Source organism: Novosphingobium sp. PhB165, from assembly GCF_004341845.1.
GTDB lineage: Bacteria > Pseudomonadota > Alphaproteobacteria > Sphingomonadales > Sphingomonadaceae > Novosphingobium.
On sequence record NZ_SLVB01000008.1, the window covers coordinates 152,083 to 167,309 of the forward strand.

17 protein-coding genes and 1 riboswitch are annotated in these 15,227 nt (G+C 67.0%); of the genes, 16 read left to right on the forward strand and 1 reads right to left on the reverse strand.

From position 1 onward, the window contains the following. The first annotated feature begins 1 nt into the window (after position 1). The 13 genes from EDF56_RS20955 (at position 2) to cobJ (ending at position 12,144) form a co-directional block, all read left to right on the forward strand. Positions 2 to 754, forward strand: coding sequence for a hypothetical protein (locus EDF56_RS20955; RefSeq protein ID WP_132391183.1), 753 nt, complete (start codon positions 2 to 4; stop codon positions 752 to 754). A gap of 25 nt (positions 755 to 779) precedes the next feature. Further along, the gene (locus EDF56_RS26490; RefSeq protein ID WP_132391185.1) at positions 780 to 2,162 is read left to right on the forward strand and encodes a hypothetical protein; all 1,383 of its coding nucleotides are present in this window, start codon (positions 780 to 782) and stop codon (positions 2,160 to 2,162) included. Between the two features lie 68 nt (positions 2,163 to 2,230). Then, positions 2,231 to 2,611 (forward strand): metalloregulator ArsR/SmtB family transcription factor, encoded by a 381-nt coding sequence (locus EDF56_RS20965; protein WP_132391187.1) that lies wholly within the window; start codon positions 2,231 to 2,233, stop codon positions 2,609 to 2,611. Further along, positions 2,608 to 3,093 carry an SRPBCC domain-containing protein gene (locus EDF56_RS20970; RefSeq protein WP_132391189.1) on the forward strand — a complete coding sequence of 162 codons (486 nt, stop codon included), beginning with the start codon at positions 2,608 to 2,610 and terminating at the stop codon, positions 3,091 to 3,093. The genes EDF56_RS20965 and EDF56_RS20970 overlap by 4 nt, the downstream gene beginning before the upstream one ends. Then, entirely contained in the window at positions 3,083 to 3,823 is a 741-nt protein-coding gene (locus tag EDF56_RS20975) for a DUF899 domain-containing protein (RefSeq protein WP_132391191.1), read from the forward strand. Before EDF56_RS20970 ends, EDF56_RS20975 begins: the two co-directional genes overlap by 11 nt. Before the next feature lie 2 nt (positions 3,824 to 3,825). Further along, positions 3,826 to 4,038: a hypothetical protein gene (locus EDF56_RS20980; protein WP_132391193.1), complete on the forward strand. Its 213-nt coding sequence runs from the start codon at positions 3,826 to 3,828 to the stop codon at positions 4,036 to 4,038. 110 nt (positions 4,039 to 4,148) lie between these two features. Beyond that, positions 4,149 to 5,840, forward strand: coding sequence for an MFS transporter (locus tag EDF56_RS20985; protein WP_132391195.1), 1,692 nt, complete (start codon positions 4,149 to 4,151; stop codon positions 5,838 to 5,840). A 92-nt stretch (positions 5,841 to 5,932) separates the two neighbouring features. Next, complete coding sequence (locus EDF56_RS20990; protein WP_243652754.1) at positions 5,933 to 6,991, forward strand: HlyD family secretion protein; 1,059 nt, start codon at positions 5,933 to 5,935, stop codon at positions 6,989 to 6,991. Beyond that, complete coding sequence (locus tag EDF56_RS20995; protein WP_132391199.1) at positions 6,991 to 8,388, forward strand: efflux transporter outer membrane subunit; 1,398 nt, start codon at positions 6,991 to 6,993, stop codon at positions 8,386 to 8,388. Before EDF56_RS20990 ends, EDF56_RS20995 begins: the two co-directional genes overlap by 1 nt. 92 nt (positions 8,389 to 8,480) lie before the next feature. Then, a riboswitch (cobalamin riboswitch) is annotated at positions 8,481 to 8,703 on the forward strand. A 177-nt stretch (positions 8,704 to 8,880) separates the two neighbouring features. After that, positions 8,881 to 10,032, forward strand: coding sequence for a cobalamin biosynthesis protein CobG (locus tag EDF56_RS21000; RefSeq protein ID WP_347812998.1), 1,152 nt, complete (start codon positions 8,881 to 8,883; stop codon positions 10,030 to 10,032). Then, positions 10,032 to 10,661: a precorrin-8X methylmutase gene (locus tag EDF56_RS21005; protein WP_132391201.1), complete on the forward strand. Its 630-nt coding sequence runs from the start codon at positions 10,032 to 10,034 to the stop codon at positions 10,659 to 10,661. The genes EDF56_RS21000 and EDF56_RS21005 overlap by 1 nt, the downstream gene beginning before the upstream one ends. Next, positions 10,658 to 11,386: a precorrin-2 C(20)-methyltransferase gene (gene cobI, locus EDF56_RS21010; protein WP_132391203.1), complete on the forward strand. Its 729-nt coding sequence runs from the start codon at positions 10,658 to 10,660 to the stop codon at positions 11,384 to 11,386. Before EDF56_RS21005 ends, cobI begins: the two co-directional genes overlap by 4 nt. Further along, positions 11,383 to 12,144 (forward strand): precorrin-3B C(17)-methyltransferase, encoded by a 762-nt coding sequence (gene cobJ, locus EDF56_RS21015; protein ID WP_132391205.1) that lies wholly within the window; start codon positions 11,383 to 11,385, stop codon positions 12,142 to 12,144. The genes cobI and cobJ overlap by 4 nt, the downstream gene beginning before the upstream one ends. Here cobJ and EDF56_RS21020 read toward each other — a convergent pair. Further along, positions 12,108 to 12,878 carry a cobalt-precorrin-6A reductase gene (locus EDF56_RS21020; protein ID WP_207904826.1) on the reverse strand — a complete coding sequence of 257 codons (771 nt, stop codon included), beginning with the start codon at positions 12,876 to 12,878 and terminating at the stop codon, positions 12,108 to 12,110. The two genes, cobJ and EDF56_RS21020, sit on opposite strands and share 37 nt — an antisense overlap. On the opposite strand from EDF56_RS21020, the gene cbiE reads away from it, so the two are divergent. The 3 genes from cbiE to cobM are packed head-to-tail and all read left to right on the forward strand — an operon-like array spanning position 12,877 to position 15,223. Continuing rightward, entirely contained in the window at positions 12,877 to 14,076 is a 1,200-nt protein-coding gene (gene cbiE, locus EDF56_RS21025) for a precorrin-6y C5,15-methyltransferase (decarboxylating) subunit CbiE (RefSeq protein ID WP_165912307.1), read from the forward strand. The two genes, EDF56_RS21020 and cbiE, sit on opposite strands and share 2 nt — an antisense overlap. Then, positions 14,073 to 14,441, forward strand: coding sequence for a cobalamin biosynthesis protein (locus tag EDF56_RS21030; protein WP_132391211.1), 369 nt, complete (start codon positions 14,073 to 14,075; stop codon positions 14,439 to 14,441). The genes cbiE and EDF56_RS21030 overlap by 4 nt, the downstream gene beginning before the upstream one ends. Next, positions 14,438 to 15,223 (forward strand): precorrin-4 C(11)-methyltransferase, encoded by a 786-nt coding sequence (cobM, locus tag EDF56_RS21035; protein ID WP_132391213.1) that lies wholly within the window; start codon positions 14,438 to 14,440, stop codon positions 15,221 to 15,223. Before EDF56_RS21030 ends, cobM begins: the two co-directional genes overlap by 4 nt. Positions 15,224 to 15,227: the final 4 nt, after the last annotated feature.

Genomic DNA, 15,227 nt, shown 5'->3' on the forward strand with positions numbered 1-15,227 from the left:
AGTGGCATCGTGGCGCGCTGGCAGCTGGTGGATGGCAGGAGGTCTGCTGGCGGCAGGCATCGCCAGCCCGAGCCACGCCGCGGCAGATCTGGATTCCCGGTCGGGTCCGATCTCGCCCTTCACCGAACCCGGCAAGAGCGCGATGTCTGCCGACCGTGATCCGGGGATTCCCCTGTTCGGGGCAGCCGCAACCCTGACGGACAGCGAACTCGATGCATTGCGCGGCGGTTTCGAACTGCCGAACGGCATGGACGTGGTGGTCGGCGTGGATATCCAGACTTTGGTGAACGGAACGCTGGCGCTGCGCAGCGTGCTCAATAGCGATACGGGAACACCGGTAGTATTCGTTGGCAATGGCAGCGGCGCCGTCAGTTCCTCGGGCACGGGAACCGGCACGGCCGGCGGGGTCGTCGTCCACGTCGGCGATGCGACGACGACCATTCAACCCGTAGCAGGGGAACAGCAGGTCTCGCTGACTCCCAATGGCCCGGCTGTATCGACCCCATCGGGATCGGTGCAACTCGTCAAGAACGACAGCGGTTCGCAAGTGATTCTGAACGGAAATTCGCTTGAATTGCGTCAAATGATTGGTAGCTTAACTGGAAGTATTGTTGCAAATACAGCCAACGACAGAACCATAGACACCGTGGTCACGATCAACGTCGCGGTGCCCAACTCCGGAATTCTCGTCGGCAACTCGTTGCTGCGGGCGGATTCGATTGCTCTTGATACAGCGGGTCGCGGCATTCGCTAGATGAACGCGATAGTGGGGAGGGTTGATGAGAGGCTTTCTGGCAAGCACCGTCGTGCTGTTCGCAATATTGCCCCGGCCGGCTCTGGCTGAAACCGAACCGGATGGCACCGCAGCCGATGCGGCAAAGCGCACGGCGCCGGATCTAGCCAAGCTTCAGGCACAGATAGACTCTCAGCGCCGCGCGATAGAAGATCAGCGCCACGCTCTCGACGCGCAGGAATTGCAGCTTCGCCAGCTTCAGGATTCCTTGCTGGATGCCATGCGCGCAAGGGGCATTCCCGGCCCGCAGTTCGGGCAGGGCCCTTCGCCCGTTCCCTCGACATCGTCGCTGGCATTGGCCCCGCAATCCGACGCGGCTCAGCCCGCCACTCAGCCGGGAGCCCAATCGTCCGACTCCCTGACCAGCGTAGGCGAGAAGCCCACCGAGCGGCCGCGCCCGCAGGAAGTCGCCGTGCTGGCGGCGCAAGGCAGCGTCCTGACCAAGGCAGGCCGCCTCACGATCGAGCCCACATTCGAATATACGCGTGACGACCGCAACCGCTTCGTGTTTCGCGGTATCGAAATCCCGCAGTCCGTGCTGGTGGGCGTCTTCGACATCAATGAAAGCCGGCAGGACGTGCTCACTGCCGCCGCCACCGTTCGCTACGGGCTGACCAACCGCATCGAAGTGGGCGTCCAGGTTCCGTGGGTCTATCGCGATGACACGGCCGTCCTGGTTCCACTCGTACAGAACCCGCCGCAATCGGGCACCGGCACCGTGAACACGTCCGCAAACGGATCGGGGCTGGGCGACATCCAGATGCTGGCCCGGTATCAGATCAACAACGGAACGCACGGCTGGCCGTTCCTGACGGCCAATTTGCAGGTCGTGGCACCCACCGGCTCCGATCCTTACGGAGTTCCCCGCGATGCGCTGGGCAATGCCACCAAGTCCGCAACTGGCTTCGGCTTCTGGGGCGTCCAGCCCAGCGTGACGGTCATCATGCCGTCCGATCCGGCCACGATATTCGGCGTGCTGGGCTACAACCAGAATTTCGGCAAGAACGTGAACACGCGGATCAGCGACGCGCAGATCGATCATGTGAAGCCCGGTTCGGGACCGAGCATGACTCTTGGCGTCGGCCTCGCGCTCAACGAACGTACGTCGATCAGCTTTGCCTATGCCCACAACTGGCTTTTCGGCACCAAGAGCACCCTCCGCCCGATCGAGATCCAGAACGGGATCGAAACCTACGGCGATCCGCTTACGACCAAGACCCGCGATCTCCAGATCGGGCGCTTCCTGTTCGGCCTCAGCTATCGCGTCAACCAGCGTACGACGGTCAACTGGACAGTGGAAATGGGCGTGACGGAAGATGCGCCCGATCTTCAGACCGGTCTTCGGATTCCCATCACCTTCTTCCAATAGAGCCACGAACCGGACGGGCGCCCTGCCCGTTCTTGACAGCCCTGCCCGCAAGGCAGATAGTTCACTACATGGTGAAGTGTTTTGAACCGAGTCTGGACCGCACTTTTGCAGCGCTGGTCGATCCCACCCGCAGGGCGATCCTGACGCGGCTGGAAGGCCATGACGGCCTGTCGATCAGCGAACTGGCGGATCCCTTCGCGATCAAGCTGCCCGCCGTGATGAAGCATCTCGACGTTCTGAGCGACGCCGGGCTCATCACGCGGACGAAGCAGGGGCGCATCGTCTCGGTCCGGCTCACGCCCGCGCCCATGGAGGAAGCGATGAACTGGCTCGGCCGCTATGAGCGCTTCTGGTCGGCGCGCCTCGATCGGCTGACCGCTTATGCCGAGGCCGAGGAGGCCAGAGCCCGCGAAATCGAGACCGGCGGACTCGGAAAGAACGACCTATGACCTCGCTGACCCTCATCCGCCGAATTGCCGCGCGCCCGTCGATCGTGTTTGACGCGCTGACCACCCCGGACGGCATCGCCGCATGGTGGGGGCCGGACGCCGGGCCAGTCCTGATGGCGCAGACGGACGTGCGCGTCGGCGGGCATTGCCGGGTCCGCTTCCGCATGCTCGACGGCACTGAGCATGAGAGCGACGGCGAATATCTTGAAGTCGACCCGCCCCACCGCCTCGTCATGAGCTTCCGCTGGACCGAAGGGGGCGAACCGGAAGAAAACGGCGCGGTCTCGCGGATCGAGATCGCGCTGCGCCCTATCGAGATCAATGCGGGCAGCAACAGCGGCACCGGCACCGAACTGACATTCACCCACGCCCGATTGCAGAACGAGGTGTCGCGGGCCAGCCACGCGGACGGCTGGAGCGGCTCGCTCGACAAGTTGGTGCGCCATTTTGCGCAAGTCGTGGAGACGGACGATGAAGCATGAAATCGTTTCTCAGGCTGAATGGATCGAAGCCTCGCGCGCTCTGCTCGCCGAAGAAAAAGCCTGGACGCATGAGCGTGACCGCCTGGCGGCAAAACGCCGGGCACTGCCTTGGGTGAGAATAGAGAAGGACTATGTCTTCGAAGGGCCGGCCGGTCCTGTCTCGCTGGCCGACTTGTTCGACGGACGCAGCCAGTTAATCGTCTACCACTTCATGTTCGCGCCCGAATGGGAAGAAGGCTGCGCCGGCTGCTCGTTCCTGTCCGACCAGATCGACGGCCCGCGTCAGCATTTCGAGCATAACGATGTCAGCTGGGTCGCCGTGTCCCGCGCTCCGATCGGGAAGCTGGAGGCCTATCGCCAGCGAATGGGCTGGCAGTTCACCTGGGTCTCGTCGGGCGGCAATGACTTCAATCACGACTTCCACGTCTCGTTCGCCGATGAAGAACGGCGGAACGGCGTGTTCTACAATTTCCAGCAACAGCCCGATCCGGAAATCAGCGACCTTCCCGGCGCCAGCGTGTTTTTCCGCGACGAGGATGGCGCGATCTACCACACCTATTCCAGCTATGCGCGCGGGAACGAGACCGTAGTGGCCGCCTATGGCTGGCTGGACATGGTGCCCAAGGGACGCAACGAGCGCGACGGCGGCAATCTTGGCGACTGGGTGCGCCGGCATGACAGTTACCCCGATGACGGCCGTACCCGAGTGACCGCCCCAGCAGGCGCCTGACAATGCTGTGCTGCGGCCTCGTGGCACTTATCGCGGCAGCCGTCGCCGGATTCTGGCGACGGCTGCGCGGCTATCCCAAATGGATGCTGATCGGCAGCGGCGCGATGCTCCTCGCCCTCCCCGCTGCCGTGCTGGCCGCCGCCGCGCAAACGCGGGAGAATGGGCAAGGCAGGCAAAGCGTTCTCATGCAGGCGATGCAATCGATCTGCGGATGACGCACCTGGGCCTAGCTGCTTGTCTTTGCGGGCGAAGCAGGCCAGTCTGCGGCTTCAGCACGGAGCCGCGGATTCGCGTCAAGCCGCTGGGGTAATGGGCAAGGAACGGGATGGACTATGAGTTCAAACCACATGAGCGCCCCACGCTGGCCGGCTCACCCGCCAATCCCGATCATCCGGACAACCGCCGCCGCCTCTATTTCCTGATCGGCATCCTTGTCGGCATCACCGGCGGGTTGGCCAATGCGCTGGTCACCGTCAACCTTGCCTTCGCGCAAGGCACGCTGGGGCTGGACACCAATGAAAGCGCCTGGCTCACCGCCGCCTACCTGATGACCAACGTCACCGCGAACCTGCTGCTGGTGAAGTTCCGCCAGCAGTTCGGATTGCAGACCTTCATCCGCCACATCATGGTGGTCTACGCCGTTACCACGATGCTGCACCTGCTGGTCCATGGGTTCTGGAGTTCGGTGGCAGTCCGCGCGGTCAGCGGGCTTGCGGGTGCCGGGCTCTCCACCCTGACCACGCTCTATCTTACGCAGGGCATGTCTCCGGCCAAGCGCAGCATGGGCGCGATGATCGGCCTTTCGGTATCGCAGCTGACGACGCCGCTGGCGCGCATGATGTCTCCCGGCCTGCTGATTTCGGGCGACTGGCACATGCTCTACCGTTTCGAACTGGGGCTGGCGCTGGTCACGCTGGCCGCGATCATGACGCTGCCGCTGCCGCCCAGTGAGCGGATCAAGGCATTCGAGCGGCTGGATTTCGTGGCGTTCACGATGCTCGCGCCCGGCCTCTGGCTGCTGATCGCCGTCCTCTCCGAAGGGCGCATCGAATGGTGGACGGAGCGGGCGTGGATGGGTTGGTCGCTGGCCGCCAGCGTGGCGCTGATCTCCGCCGGGTTCATCCACGAACATTTCCGCAGCAACCCGCTGATCAACACGCGCTGGATCGGCACGCGGGAGATGCTGCGGCTGTTCGCGGTGGCGGCCACCGTCCGCATCCTGCTGTCCGAACAGACGTTCGGTTCGGTGGGCCTGCTGAACACGGTGGGCATGATCAACGACCAGATGGTGATCCTGAACGGCCTGATCGTGCTGGCCTCCATCGCCGGGCTGTTGTTCGCCCTGGCCATGTTCAACCCCGCGCATCCCGGTCGCCTCATCAACATGGCGGTGGTGCTGATTGCAATCGGCTCCTTCATGGATGCCAATTCCACCAATCTTACGCGCCCGGCGAACCTCTATTTCAGTCAGGCGCTGATCGGCTTCGCCGCGATGCTGTTCCTGGCCGAGACGGTGGCCATCGGTTTTGCGCGGGCGTTGCTGGGCGGCGGCAAGAACATGGTGAGCTTCGTCGTGCTGTTCGGCATGAGCCAGAGCGTGGGCGGCCTTGTCGGAACCGCGCTGCTGGGCACGTTCCAGACCCTGCGCGAGAAGTACCATTCGCACGAACTGGTGCAAAGCATCGTCATGACCAACCCGCAAGTGGCGGACCGCCTGCGCGCGGGAGGAGGCGCGTTTGCCAGCGTGGTGGGCGATCCGGTGCTGCGTTCGGCGGAAGGGGTGGCGCTGCTGTCGCAGCAAGTGGCGCGGGAGGCGAATATCCTCGCCTATAACGACGTTTTCATGCTCTCCGGCTGGCTGGCGGTGGCGGCGGTCCTGTGGGGCATCACCATTCGTCTGGGCATCCGGCGGCGCAGGGAGGAATCGCCGATTATCCTGCTCCAGCGCGAAATGCAGGCGCGCAGCGCGGCGCAGGCGGCAGCGGCCGCCGGTGGACCTCCCGCGGATCGGAATTGAGAAAGCAGAGGGCAGGCGTGGAAGGCAGCGGAGAACGCGATACGGCTGGGGCCGATACTGCTGGAAACGGCGCAAGCGGCGTCGATACCCAGATCAATCCCCCGGCGGGCTGGAGCCCCCCGGTCAAGAGCCGCTGGACGGTGGCCGCGATCGTCGTGCTGGCGGTGCTGGGCGTGCTCTCCATCCTCTATGCCTGGGACCTGCCGCCCTTCGCGGGATGGTCGCAGCGGACCGACAATGCGAATGTCCGCGGCAAAGTGACGGTCATCAGCCCTCAGGTGAACGGCTATGTCACCTCGGTTCCGGTGCGCGATTTCCAGCATGTGAAGGCGGGAGAGGTGCTGGCGACGATCGACCGGCGCATCTATCAGGCGCGGGTCGAACAGGCGAAGGCCAACCTTGCCGGGCAGATCGCTGCGCTATCCAATTCCGAACAGAGCCAGCGCTCACGCGAGGCGGCGCTGCTGGGGCAGGAAGCCGGGATCGCCAGCGCCAAAGCGCAGCTCGTCCGGGCGCGGGCCGACATGAAGCGCGCCGATGCACTGGTGGCGGACGGCTCGATTTCGGAGCGGGAGCGCGACCAGACTTTGGCCACCCTGCTCGCAGCAGAAGCGGCGGTGCGACAGGCCGGCGCCTCGCGCGCGATCGGCGGGCAGGACGTGCGATCTGTGATCGTCGGCCGGGGCGGTCTTCAGGCGGCGGTGGAAGCGGCGCAGGCGCAGCTCCATCTGGCGCAGATAGACCTCGACAATTCGGTGATCCGCGCGCCGGTGGACGGGCGCCTTTCGGAAATCGGCGTGCGTAACGGCGCCTACGTCTCGGCGGCCACGCAGCTCATGTTCCTGGTGCCGGACGACATGTGGATCATCGCCAACTTCAAGGAAGCGCAGACGCGGGACATGCGGGTCGGACAGCGCGCCCATTTCCGCGTGGACGCACTGGGCGGCGCGCGGCTGACAGGCCATGTGCAGGACATCGCGCCCGCCACCGGCTCCGAATTCGCGGTGCTCCGGGCGGACAACGCCACCGGCAACTTCGTGAAAGTGGCGCAGCGCATTCCGGTGAGGATCAAGATCGATCCCGGGCAGGCCCTCGCACAGCGGCTGCGTCCGGGCATGTCGGTGGAAATCACCGTGTCGACGAGGGACTGATGCGGCGCCTTGCCATCGTCGCAAGCCTGCTGGCGCTTACCGCCGGTTGCGCAGGGCCGCCTGTCGCCCTCGCGCCCGTGGAGCCCGTGGTCGCGCCCGCAGAGTGGCGAACCGACACAGGGCCGACCGCGCCGCTCGACCGCGCATGGTGGCAGGCCTTCGGCGACCCGCAGCTTACCGCGCTCGTCGAAGCGGCGCTGGCGCGCAATATCGACATCGCGCAGGCCGCTGCCCGCATCCGGGACGCGCGGGCGCAGGAACGGCTGGCCCATGCGCAGTTGCTGCCCACGGTCGATGCCGCTGCCTCGGCATCGGATTCGCGCAGCATCGATGCCTTCGGGGTCGCAGAGGTGCAGCAGCTCGCGCAGCCGGGCGTGCAGGCAGCGTGGGAAGCAGATATTTTTGGGCGTCTGGCAGACCAGCAGGCAGCAGCGCGCGCGGGGTGGCTGGCCAGCCAGGCAGCGCGGGATTCGATCCGCCTCTCGGTCGCGGCGACGGCGGCAAACGGCTATATCGCCTTGCTCGGCCTCGACGCGCAGCTTGCCATTGCCCAACAGACGCTGGACGCGCGGCGCCGGGAACTGCAACTCGCAGAGCGCCGGGTCGGCGCGGGCTACTCGCCGCGTCTGGACCTTGCGCAGGCACAGGCCGAGTATCAGGCCACCGCCCAACTGATCCCCTCCCTGCGCGAAGCCACCGCGCGGCAGGAAAACGCGTTGCGCCTGCTCACAGGAGACGTGCCCGGTGCCGTCGCGCGCGCCACTTCGCTCGCCCTGCTAACAGAGCCGGTGATCCCGGAAGGCCTGCCGTCCCAGCTCTTGGCGCGCCGACCCGACGTGACGCAGGCGGAGCTGCAACTGGCCGCCGCCGACAAGTCGCTCGCCGCCGCCCGCAAGCGCTTCCTGCCGCAGCTTCAACTCACCGGCTCCGGCGCCTTGGTATGGTCCTCGCTGCTGGTGGGTGATCCGATCGGAGTGTGGTCTCTGGGTGGCAGCATCCTTGCGCCGATTTTCGAAGGCGGACGGCTGCGCGCGGGAGCCGAAAGCGCCGCCGCCCAGCGGGACAATGCCGCGCTGGCCTACCGCAAGGCCGCGCTCACCGCCTTTCGCGAGGTGGAGGACGCCCTTGGATCGGCCCGGGAAGCGGACGAACTCATGACCATCCTGACCACCCAGCGCACGGCAGACGCCGAAGGCCTGCGCCTTGCCACCAACCGCTTCCGCGAGGGCTATTCGCCCTATCTCGAACAACTGGTTGCCCAGCGCGGCCTGCTCAATGTGGAACTCAACCTCGTGCAGGCGCGGACGGCGGCGTTGCAGGCCCGGGTATCGCTCTATCTGACGATGGGCGGCGGCTGGAGCCGCGATGCGGTCGCCGGCCTTGCAGCCGCACCATAAGCCGTGATCGCGGGCGCGGCGATCACGGATCGGCTATTGGCTTGGCAGAGCCAATTCGATAGAGCGGCGGCAAGGTGACAGGCATGCCTGTTGCCGGACATGATCGTGCCGGTGCCCCAAAGGGGGCTTAATCGGGAATGTGGTGCGGGGGTGTAACCCTCAAATCCGCGGCTGTCCCTGCAACTGTAAGCGGATAGCGCGATGCACACGCCCTTTTAAGGGCAGCCACTGGACCGGCGCGTTGCCGATCTGGGAAGGCGTGCATCAAGCTGTGACCCGCGAGCCAGGAGACCTGCCGGCGCACTGGTCGCTCTTGCCCTGACCCAGGGGATGGTCATGGCACGGTTCTTCTCCGTCTGGGCGACGAAGCTGTGTGGCTGGGGCTGCACGGTCGCGTGGTGGTGGGCGTAGTTCGCGCCTGCCCATCGCCGCGCGTCGGCCGGCCATGTCGGTATGCCCCGCCTTCGTTCGCCCGGCGCGCGGAGAGCGATTTTGGGTCCGCTGAAAGGGGATCGAAGCGGCGGCACGGTACGGGGATGGTGCCCCGATGCCTGGCGTCCGATGATGGCGGGAGACGGGCTGCTGGTCCGCGTGAAGCCGCGTCTCGGCCGCCTGACGCCCGCTCAGGCAGTCGCTTTGGGCGAAGCGGCGCTTGCGCATGGGTCGGGCGCGCTTGACCTGACGCGCCGCGCGAACCTGCAAATTCGCGGCGTCAGCGAGGCGGACTGGCCGCGCCTGCTCGACCGGTTGCTGGCGTCCGGCCTCGTGGATGCGGACGCGACACGCGAAGCCCGGCGCAATATTCTCGTCTCGCCCGCGTGGCACCCGGGCGACGATAGCTATCGCATCGCGCGCGAACTGGACGCACGGCTCGACGAATTACCCGCGCTGCCGGGCAAGGCCGGTTTCGTCATCGACGCCGGACCTGTGCCTATGCTGTCCGCCGAACCCGGCGATTTCCGGATCGAGCGCGGACGCGACGGCATGCTCCAGCTGCGCGCCGATGGACGCTCTACCGGCATAGGACTGGCGCCGGGCGGGGAAGTCACCGCACTGATCGATCTGACGCGTTGGTTCATGGCAAGCGGCGGAGCAAGCGCGGGCCGCATGGCGCGCCATTCCGCACCCCTGCCGGACTGGGCGACAGGAACCGCCGCCCCGGTGCTCGCCGCGCCCCTGCCCCTCCCCGGCCGTCACGCGATGGGCGCCGCCTATGGCCTGCCGTTCGGCCGCGTGAGCGCGCAAGCCTTCCTGCGATTGGCGCAGGTCTCCGGCGTGGCGGGCTTACGCACGACCCCATGGCGCATCCTTCTGGCGGAGGGGGCCGGGCCGATCGAGCACGACGGCCTGTCGATTGATCCCCACCATTCGCTGCTGCGCGCCGATGCCTGCCCCGGCGCCCCCGACTGTCCGCAAGCCAGTGTCGAGACCCGGACGCTCGCCGCCCGCCTTGCCCCCCATGTCTCCGGGCATTTGCATGTTTCGGGTTGTGCCAAGGGCTGCGCCCATCCCGCAGCCGCCGACGTGGTCGTGACCGGGCGCGAGGGTGCCTACGACCTTTCCTTCAGCGCGTGCGCCGGTTCTCCGCCCCGTCATTCGGGTCTGGATGCCGCAGACCTCTTCGCCCATTTTGGAGTCGCTTGATGCCTTACGATTATGAAAAGGACGGCGCGGCGATCTACCGCCAGTCCTTTGCCACCATCCGCGCGGAAGCCGACCTTGCCCACTTCTCCGCCGAGGAGGAGCCCGTTGCGGTTCGCATGATTCACGCGGCAGGCATGGTCGAACTGGCCGCGCACATCCGCTTTTCCGCCGATTTTGCAGTCGCCGCGCGCGCCGCGCTGGCTGCGGGAGCGCCCGTTCTCTGCGATGCACGGATGGTGTCCGAAGGCATTACCCGCGCGCGCCTGCCCGCTTACAACGGGGTCATCTGCACCCTTGGCGATGCCGAAGTGCCGGACCTTGCGCACCGGATCGGCAACACCCGCTCGGCGGCGGCGCTGGAACTGTGGCGGCCGCATCTCGGCGGCGCGATCGTCGCCATCGGCAACGCGCCAACCGCGCTGTTTCATCTGCTCAACATGCTTAAGGATCCCGACTGCCCTCGCCCGGCGGCCATCATCGGTTGCCCGGTGGGCTTCGTCGGCGCGGCCGAGTCCAAGCATGCCTTGTGGCTGACCGCACCGGTTCCCTGCTGCATCGTCGAGGGACGGCTTGGTGGCAGCGCCATTACCGTGGCGGCCGTCAACGCACTGGCGAGCCGCGCGGAATGAGCGCGTCAGGAACCATCCACGGTGTCGGTCTCGGCCCCGGCGCGGCGGACCTGCTGAGCGTGCGCGCCGACCGGCTCGTGCGGGGCACGCGGCAGATCGCCTATTTCCGCAAGAAAGGACACACGGGCCGGGCGCGGAGTACCGTCGACAGCCTGCTGCGGACCGATGCGGTCGAAATCGCGATGGAATACCCGGTCACGACCGAAATTCCGCTCGACGATCCCGCTTACAATGCCTGCCTTCAGGCTTTCTATGCCGATTGCACGGAGCGGCTGGCGGAGGCTGCGCGCGGCGGCGAGGACGTCGTCGTGCTTTGCGAGGGGGATCCGTTTTTCTACGGCTCGTTCATGCACCTGCACAGCCGGCTCTCGGGGCGGGTGCCGGTGGAAGTCGTGCCCGGCATCACCGGCATGGCCGGCGCCTGGAACGCGACCGGGCTGCCGATCACCTGGGGAGACGATGTGCTGACCGTCGCGATGGCGACTCTGCCCGAAGCGGAATTGGCGCGGCGTATCCACGATACCGATGCGCTGGTGGTGATGAAGATCGGCCGCAATCTGCCGAAATTGCGCCGCGCTGTGGCCGCCGCCGGGCGCGAGGATGCGGCGTGGCTCGTCGAATATGCGGCCATGCCCGAGCAGCGGGTGACCCGGCTTGTCGATGCCGAGAACGTCGCGCCCTATTTCTCGATTCTGCTCATCCACGGTCAGGGGCGCCGGCCATGACTGGATGGATCGCTGTCGCGGGTCTTGGGCCCGGGGACGAGGCTCTCGTCACGCCCGAAGTCACGCAGGCGCTGGCCGAGGCGACCGATGTGGTAGGCTACGGCCCCTATGTGGCGCGGGTGGCGCCCCGGGACGGACTGGTGCTGCACCCATCCGACAACCGCGTGGAGCTTGAGCGGGCGGCCATGGCGCTGGACCTTGCCGCGCAGGGGCGCAGGGTGCTGGTCGCGTCCTCGGGCGATCCGGGAGTCTTCGCGATGGCCGCCGCCGTGTTCGAGGCGCTGGAGGACGGCCCGGCGCACTGGCGCGAACTCGATATCCGGGTGCTGCCCGGCATCACCGCAATGCTGGCGGCAGCAGCCCGCGCCGGAGCGCCGCTCGGCCATGATTTCTGCGCGATCAATCTGTCCGACAATCTCAAGCCGTGGTCGGTCATCGAGAAAAGGCTCCGGCTCGCGGCCGAGGCGGACTTCGCGATGGCGTTCTACAATCCCCGCTCGCGCGCGCGGCCGGAGGGGTTCGCTAAAGCGCTCGCGGTCCTGCGTGAAGCCTGCGGAGACGACCGGCTGATCCTGTTCGCCCGCGCGGTGTCCACGCCGGAGGAAGCTCTCCGGATCGTACCGCTTGGCGAGGCGCGGGCGGAAATGGCGGATATGCGCACGATGGTGATCGTCGGATCCAGCCGCACCCGCATCATCGAGCGGCCCGGCGCGCCGATCCTCTACACCCCGCGCTCGGTGCCGGAGGATGCCTCGTGACCGAGCCACCGAAGGACATCCTGCGACCCGTGCAATTCGAGCCTGTGCGGCAGGACCGGGCGATCGATCATCAATACCGGCAGGCCCAATTGCCGCGCCGCGATCAGCTTCGCGCTGGCGCCGGTACCCCCCGCGTTCTTGCAGACGACGAGGTCGATGGCATGGTGCCGCAGCAATTCGCGGTCCGCATCGACGCCAAACGGCCCCCGGTCCACCACGAGGCTGAACTGGGGCAAATTCGGCGGCGAATCCGGCGCATCGACGAAGCGCAGCAGGTAGTGATGTTGCGGCCGGTCGGCGAAAGCATCGACGTGCATCCGGCCAAGCGCCAGCATCACCCGTCGGGACGGTCCGGCAAGGGCATCGACGGCCGCTGCGATATCCGCCACGCGGGTCCAGCGGTCCGCAACTTCGGGCTGCCACGCGGGGCGGGTGAAGGCGGCATGGGCGACACCTGCGAGAGCGGCCGCCGTCACTGCGTTGGCGCTCATCGTCGCCGCGAACGGATGCGTGGCGTCGACAAGATGGGTGATGCGATTCCGGCGCAGATAGGCCGCCAGCCCCTCCACGCCGCCGAACCCGCCGACGCGTACGGCAATCGGCTGCGGTCGCGGGCTCCCGGTGCGGCCCGCGTAGCTGTAGGTGGCGTCAATGTCATGCTCGGCCAGTGCTTGCGCGAGCGCGTTCGCCTCGGTCGTGCCGCCCAGCAGGAGGACGTGCGGCTTGGCTGACATGAACTCGTCCCCCTGGTTGACCATCGTCGGCATCGGCGAAGATGGCATCGACGGGCTTTGCGCGGCGAGCCGGACCGCGCTGAATCAAGCCGACCTTGTGATGGGTGCGGCCCGCCATCTTGCCCTGCTCGGAGCGCCTAACGCTGCCCGCATCGAATGGCCAGTGCCGTTCGCGGACGGCGTGGAGCAATTGCTCGCCCATCGGGGGCGCAAGGTCGTGATGCTGGCCTCGGGCGATCCATTCTGGTTCGGCGCCGGAACCAGCGTGACGCGCCATCTCCAGCCGGGCGAATGGGTAGCGCATCCCGCGCCGTCCACATTCGGGCTGGCCGCCGCGCGGCTCGGGTGGGCGATCGAAAGCACGCCCTGCCTTGGCCTTCACGCGGCGCCGCTGCAACGGCTGCGGCCGCATCTGGCGTCCGGCGGGCGCGTATTGGTTTTGCTCCGCGATGGCGCGGCGGTGGTGCGGCTCGCCACCTATCTGAGCGAACTCGGCTTCGGGGCATCCACCATTCACGCACTGGAATCTCTTGGCGGCCCGCGCGAACGGGTTCGGACCGGACAGGCCGAAAACTGGGACTTCACCGACATCGCTCACCCGGTCGCGGTGGGCATCGAGGTTCGCGGAGAGGCCAGCGCCATGCCCTCGACCAGCGGCCTGCCCGACGCTCTGTTCGACCACGATGGCCAGATCACCAAGAGCCCGCTGCGCGCGCTGACACTGGCCGCGCTGGCCCCCAGACCGGGGGAAGTTCTGTGGGATATCGGCGCGGGGTCTGGATCGGTGTCGATCGAATGGCTGCTGGCCCATCCGGCCAACCAGGCCATCGCCGTGGAAGCCGACGCCCTGCGCGCCGAGCGGGCAAAGGCCAACGCGCTCGCGCTTGGTGTCGACCGATTGCAACTCGTCCTTGGCCGCGCCCCGGAGACGCTTCCGCAAGGTCCGCCGCCTTCCGCCGTGTTCATCGGCGGCGGATTGTCAGGGCCGCTGCTCGAAACCCTTTCGGCGCGCCTGCCCGCCGGAACGCGGCTCGTGGCCAATGCCGTGACGCTCGAATCCGAAGCCCTGCTGGCAGAATGGCACGGACGGCGGGGCGGCGATCTGCTGCGCATCGAACTCGCCGATGCGGTGCCGCTTGGCAGTCGGCGGGGCTGGCGGTCGCGCTATCCGGTCGTGCAGTGGAGCGTGACGCTGTGATCGTTGCCGGTTTCGGTTTCCGATCCGGGGCGAATGTCCTCGCGCTGTGCTCGGCATACCAGCTGGCGCGTGAAAATGCGCCGCCGATTACGCACTTGGCCACCCTCGCCGACAAAGCGGACGGGCTGGCCGAACTGGCGAACCTGTTGTCCCTGCCGGTGATCGCCATCGCGCCCGAGCACCTTGTGGGCGTGCACACGATGACCGCCTCCGCGGCCTCACAGGTGGCCCGAGGCCTTGGTAGTGTGGCGGAGGCCTGCGCGCTTGCCGCGTTGCGGGAGCATCAGCCCCGCCTCCTCACCCGGCGCCAGATTTCACGCGATCGCATGGCGACCTGCGCCATCGCCCAAGGAGCATTGCCATGACAGTTCATTTCATCGGTGCCGGGCCCGGCGCGCCCGATCTTCTCACCCTGCGCGGCCGAGACCTGATCGCCGCGAGCCCGGTATGCCTCTATGCCGGGTCGCTGATCCCACAGGCCGTGCTCGGCCACTGTCCGCCGGGCGCGCGGATCGTCAACACCGCCTCCATGGATCTCGATGCCATCGTTGCGGAGATATCCGCCGCCCATTCGGCCGGACACGACGTGGCGCGGCTGCATTCCGGCGACCTGTCGGTGTGGTCCGCAATGGGAGAACAGCTGCGCCGGCTTCGCGCGCTGGATATTCCTTTCACCGTGACCCCCGGAGTACCGGCTTTCGCCGCCGCCGCCGCCGCCCTTGAGACGGAACTGACACTGCCGGCGCTGGCGCAGTCGCTGGTGCTGACCCGCACGCCCGGCCGGGCGAGCACGATGCCTCCGGCGGAAAGCCTCGCCAATTTCGCCGCCACCGGCGCGACGCTCGCCATCCACCTCTCGATCCACAACCTCGACCAGCTGACGAGAGACCTCACCCCGTTCTACGACGCGGACTGCCCTGTCGCCGTGGTCTGGCGGGCAAGCTGGCCGGACCAGCGCATCGTACAGGCCACGCTCGGCACGATCGGCGCGGCGGTGGCCGGGAGCATGGAACGCACCGCGATCATCCTCGTGGGCCGCGTCCTCGATGCCGAGGGTTTCGGCGAAAGCAGCCTTTACGCGAAGGGCTACGATCGCCGCTTCCGGCCGCAGAACGCGGACTCGCCATACGCGAATTCGAGCGAATAAGGCC

What these genes read in the sequence shown, in the direction of transcription:
- EDF56_RS26490 (WP_132391185.1), top strand. Translation starts at nt 780, where the DNA reads ATGAGAGGCTTTCTGGCAAGCACCGTCGTGCTGTTCGCAATATTGCCC.
- EDF56_RS20965 (WP_132391187.1), top strand. Translation starts at nt 2,231, where the DNA reads ATGGTGAAGTGTTTTGAACCGAGTCTGGACCGCACTTTTGCAGCGCTG.
- EDF56_RS20970 (WP_132391189.1), top strand. Translation starts at nt 2,608, where the DNA reads ATGACCTCGCTGACCCTCATCCGCCGAATTGCCGCGCGCCCGTCGATC.
- EDF56_RS20975 (WP_132391191.1), top strand. Translation starts at nt 3,083, where the DNA reads ATGAAGCATGAAATCGTTTCTCAGGCTGAATGGATCGAAGCCTCGCGC.
- EDF56_RS20980 (WP_132391193.1), top strand. Translation starts at nt 3,826, where the DNA reads ATGCTGTGCTGCGGCCTCGTGGCACTTATCGCGGCAGCCGTCGCCGGA.
- EDF56_RS20985 (WP_132391195.1), top strand. Translation starts at nt 4,149, where the DNA reads ATGGACTATGAGTTCAAACCACATGAGCGCCCCACGCTGGCCGGCTCA.
- EDF56_RS20995 (WP_132391199.1), top strand. Translation starts at nt 6,991, where the DNA reads ATGCGGCGCCTTGCCATCGTCGCAAGCCTGCTGGCGCTTACCGCCGGT.
- EDF56_RS21005 (WP_132391201.1), top strand. Translation starts at nt 10,032, where the DNA reads ATGCCTTACGATTATGAAAAGGACGGCGCGGCGATCTACCGCCAGTCC.
- cobI (WP_132391203.1), top strand. Translation starts at nt 10,658, where the DNA reads ATGAGCGCGTCAGGAACCATCCACGGTGTCGGTCTCGGCCCCGGCGCG.
- cobJ (WP_132391205.1), top strand. Translation starts at nt 11,383, where the DNA reads ATGACTGGATGGATCGCTGTCGCGGGTCTTGGGCCCGGGGACGAGGCT.
- cbiE (WP_165912307.1), top strand. Translation starts at nt 12,877, where the DNA reads ATGAACTCGTCCCCCTGGTTGACCATCGTCGGCATCGGCGAAGATGGC.
- EDF56_RS21020 (WP_207904826.1), bottom strand. Translation starts at nt 12,878, where the DNA reads ATGTCAGCCAAGCCGCACGTCCTCCTGCTGGGCGGCACGACCGAGGCG.
- cobM (WP_132391213.1), top strand. Translation starts at nt 14,438, where the DNA reads ATGACAGTTCATTTCATCGGTGCCGGGCCCGGCGCGCCCGATCTTCTC.